This window comes from Streptomyces sp. NPDC001027, assembly GCF_040299045.1.
Lineage (GTDB): Bacteria > Actinomycetota > Actinomycetes > Streptomycetales > Streptomycetaceae > Streptomyces.
The window spans coordinates 1-1814 of the sequence record NZ_JBEPBI010000546.1; the positions used below are offsets into that span (position 1 = coordinate 1).

General features: G+C 74.3%; 1 protein-coding gene. It reads left to right on the plus strand.

Annotated features, from left to right (window positions below):
* Positions 1–15: 15 nt before the first annotated feature.
* Positions 16–1814, plus strand: a 1799-nt coding sequence (locus ABT300_RS43755) for a beta-ketoacyl reductase (protein WP_351688677.1), incomplete at its 3' end; no start/stop codon positions are given.

A 1814-nucleotide genomic window follows, 5' to 3' on the forward strand; every position in this document is an offset into this window, starting at 1 on the left:
CCGACGCGCGCTTCCGTGGTGGTCGACGCGGAGTTCTGGGCTTCCGTGGCGAGCGAGGACGTGCCGACTCTCGCGGCGGGCCTCGACCTCGCGTCCGACGCGCTCGCTCCGGTCGTCCCCGCTCTCGCGAAGTGGTACCAGCGGCGACAGGAGCAGGCCGCGATCGACGCCCTGCGATACGAGGTGTCCTGGCGGCAGCTGACCCGCGACGACGAGACCCGGCCGGGGGCCGGAGCGTCCGGCACCGGCAACTGGACGGTCCTGGTTCCGTCCGACGCCGACGGCGACTCGCTGGAGATGATGAACAGCCTCGTCTCCGGTCTTCGGAAGCAGGGACTCACCCCGCACGTCGTCGAAGTGGACGCAGCCGACCCCACAGCCTGCGCCGAGGCCGTCCGCCTTCCCGCAGGCGGTACCGACACGACCGACGCCACCCGGAGCCCGGACGGCGTCCTCTCGCTCCTCGCCTTCGCCACGTCCGCCGGACCTGCCGTGGGGACGCTGCACGCGCTGCGCGCGCTCGCCGAGTCGCGCATGCCGGGCGTACGACTCTGGACCCTCACCCAAGGCGCCGTCGCAGTCGGCGGGACCGAACGCGTCACTCGCGCCTCGCACAACGCCGCATGGGGGCTGGGCCGCGTCGCGGCGCTCGAGCACCCGGATGTCTGGGGCGGATCGATCGATCTGCCCGAGCGCGTCGACGACCGGGCGTGCACCCGTCTCATGCGCGCGCTGACGCGTTTCAAGGGCGGCGAGGACCAGCTCGCCGTCCGCCCGCACGGTGTCTTCGGCCGACGGCTCGAGCAGTCCGCCGCGCTGCCGCAGCCCGTCGCCTCCTGGAAGCCGAAGGGAACGGTGCTGATCACGGGAGGCACCGGAGCCCTGGGAGCCCACGTGGCCCGCTGGGTCGTGGGGCGCGGCGCCCGCGATCTCGTCCTGGTGAGCCGCAGCGGCGAAACCGCGCCCGGGACCGCCGAGCTGCGCGCCGAGCTGGAGCAGGCGGGCGCCCGGGTCACCCTGCGCGGCCTGGACGTCTCCGTGCGCGCGGACCTCACCGCGCTTCTTGCCGAGCACTCCTTCGATGCCGTCTTCCACACGGCTGGGGTGCTGGACGACGCCACGCTGCTGTCGACCGACGCCGAACGCGTCGAGCGGGTCATGCGTCCCAAGACGTCGGCCGCCCACCTGCTCGACGAGCTGACCCGCGACCTGGATCTCTCCGCGTTCGTCCTGTTCTCCTCGCTGGCGGGAACGCTGGGGAGCCCGGGCCAGGGCGCCTACGCCGCCGCCAACGCGGTCCTCGACGCTCTCGCCGAGCGCCGGCGCGCCGACGGCCTGTCCGCCACGTCCGTCGCCTGGGGGCCGTGGGCGGGGGACGGGATGGCCGTCGCGTCCGGCGTCCGGCGTCGCGGCCAAGGCGCCGTGACCGCACTCGCACCTCAACTCGCGCTGTCCGCCCTCGGGGCGGTACTGGACGCGGGCGTCACCACGCAGCTCGTCGTGGACGCAGACTGGAAACGCTTCGTCCCCGCGTTCACCGCCACCCGCCCCAGCGTCCTCCTCTCCCGCCTCGCGGTTCCCGCCGCCGCCCCCGGAACGGGCGACGCCGCGAACTCCGGCGAGGCCGACGGCAGCCTGCGGTCGCGGGCGGCCGGCCTGCCGCGTGAGACCGGGCTGCGCCTCGTACTGGACGAGGTGCGGAAGCTGGCGGCCGCCATGCTCGGGTACGAGGGCGTCGAGCAGGTGGGTGCGGAGCGGGCCTTCCGCGATCTGGGCGTGGACTCGCTGATCGCGGTGGAGCTGCGCAACGTCCT